This window comes from Mesorhizobium sp. M7D.F.Ca.US.004.03.1.1, from assembly GCF_003998635.1.
Lineage (GTDB): Bacteria > Pseudomonadota > Alphaproteobacteria > Rhizobiales > Rhizobiaceae > Mesorhizobium > Mesorhizobium loti.
In genome coordinates this window covers 1-1,859 of sequence record NZ_RZQG01001071.1, presented here as the reverse complement: position 1 = coordinate 1,859, position 1,859 = coordinate 1, and the positions used below count along the sequence as shown (strand labels likewise).

General features: G+C 66.6%; 3 protein-coding genes. 2 read left to right on the top strand and 1 reads right to left on the bottom strand.

The window, feature by feature from the left end; genetic code table 11:
• On the bottom strand, positions 1–615 hold a 615-nt coding region (locus tag EN935_RS33975; protein WP_164771605.1), incomplete at its 3' end, for a LysR family transcriptional regulator.
• A gap of 154 nt (positions 616–769) precedes the next feature.
• Between EN935_RS33975 and EN935_RS33970 the strand changes: the two genes are divergently transcribed.
• Both EN935_RS33970 and EN935_RS33965 read left to right on the top strand, forming a co-directional pair.
• Positions 770–1,165, top strand: a complete 396-nt coding sequence (locus EN935_RS33970; RefSeq protein WP_109661356.1) for a cupin domain-containing protein — start codon at positions 770–772, stop codon at positions 1,163–1,165.
• A gap of 17 nt (positions 1,166–1,182) precedes the next feature.
• A partial coding sequence (locus tag EN935_RS33965) for an MFS transporter (RefSeq protein ID WP_127374121.1) occupies positions 1,183–1,859 on the top strand: 677 nt, incomplete at its 3' end.

The window sequence follows — 1,859 nt, the reverse complement described above, 5'->3', positions numbered from 1 at the left end:
CGCATAGAGCCCGCCATAGGTCGGCAGCCGCAGATTGATGCAATTGTGGTCGGTCAGGCCCTGCGGCACGCGTGGTTTTGGCCGCGTGGCGAAATAGGCCGGCGACCCGACCACCGCCATGCGCATATCGGGGCCGATGCGCACAGCGATCATGTCGCGTGCCACCTGTTCGCCCAGCCGCACGCCGGCATCATAGCGCTCGGCAACGATGTCGGTCAGGCCGTAATCGACGATGATCTCTATCCTGATGTCGGGATAGTCCGGCAGCAGCCTTGATATCGCCGGCCACAGGATCGCATCGGCGGCATGCTCGCCGGCGGTGATGCGGATGGTGCCGGCGGGTTTTTCGCGCAAGGCGCTGAGCGCCGTGAGCTCGGTCTCGATCTCGTCGAGCCTCGGCCCGACGGTGCGCTGCAGCCGCTCGCCGGCTTCGGTCGGCGAGACGCTGCGCGTGGTGCGGGTCAGAAGCCTGACGCCCAGCCGCTCCTCCAGCGTGCGAACTGTGTGGCTGAGCGCCGATTGGGAAACGCCGAGCTTGGCCGCCGCCCTGGTGAAGCTTTCCTCGCGCGCGACGGCGAGGAAAGCGGTCAGCTCGTTCAGATTGTCTCGCGGCATTCATGAGCCCTTCTCATAAGTACATGCCGGTTATAGCAGCTAATCATGGGCAATCGCAGGCCCTAAATTGGCATCACAAGATCGGGCGGCCCAAAGCTGGGCGGCCTTGAAGCCAATGGCCGCGTCGGGCCCGGCGTGGAAAAGGAACAAAACCATGGATATCAAGCGAAGCGGTTCTCAAGCCTCCGGCAAGGGACCGGGCGACTGGTTCACCGGCACGGTGCGCATCGACCCGCTGTTCCAAGCCATCGCACCGGCCCGCGCGGCCGGCAACGCCGTCACCTTCGAGCCCGGCGCGCGCACCGCATGGCACACCCATCCGCTCGGCCAGTTGCTGATCGTCACCGCCGGCTGCGGCCGCGTGCAGCGCGAGGGCGGCCCGGTCGAGGAAATCCGGCCCGGCGACGTGGTTCGCTTCGAGCCGGGCGAGAAGCACTGGCATGGCGCGGCACCCACCACCGCCATGACCCACATCGCCATCCAGGAAGCGCTCGACGGCAAGGCGGTCGACTGGATGGAGCCCGTCAGCGACGCGCAGTACCAGGCCTGATCGCCGGAGCCAGCACAATGTCCACGCCCGCACCGCACAAGACGGCCATCCTGGCGATTATCCTCGTCAGCTACGTGATGATCGTGCTCGACACCTCGATCGTGCTCACCGGCCTGCCGAAGATCCATCAAAGCCTGGGCTTCACGGATGCCGGGCTGGCATGGGTGCAGAGCGCCTATACCTTGACCTTCGGCGGCTTCCTGCTGCTGGGGGCACGGGCGGGCGACATTCTGGGCCGTAGGCTGATGCTCATCGTCGGGCTCGCCCTGTTCACGCTCGCCTCGCTGGCGATCGGTGCTGCGCAATCAGCGGCCTGGATGATCAGCGCGCGGGCCATCCAGGGCCTTGGCGCCGCCATCCTGGCGCCGTCGACGCTGGCGCTCCTGCAGACCACCTTCGCCGAGGGCTCCGAACGCACCCGCGCCGTGTCCTACTACAGCGCCGTGGCCGGTGTGGCGGCAAGCGTCGGCCTGGTGCTGGGCGGCGTGCTTGCCGACTGGATCTCCTGGCGCGTCGGCTTCTTCATCAATCTCCCTATCGGCATCGCGATGATCATCGCCGCACGCCGCACCATCGTGGAAACCGAGCAGCGTGCTGGCCAGCTCGACATCGTCGGCGCACTGACCTCGACCGTTGGCATGACGGCCCTTGTCTACGGCTTTATCCGTTCGGCCGACACTGGCTGGGCAAACGC

Excerpts from the sequence above, each read along its gene's own strand:
- EN935_RS33970 (WP_109661356.1), top strand. The coding sequence starts at position 770 with ATGGATATCAAGCGAAGCGGTTCTCAAGCCTCCGGCAAGGGACCGGGC.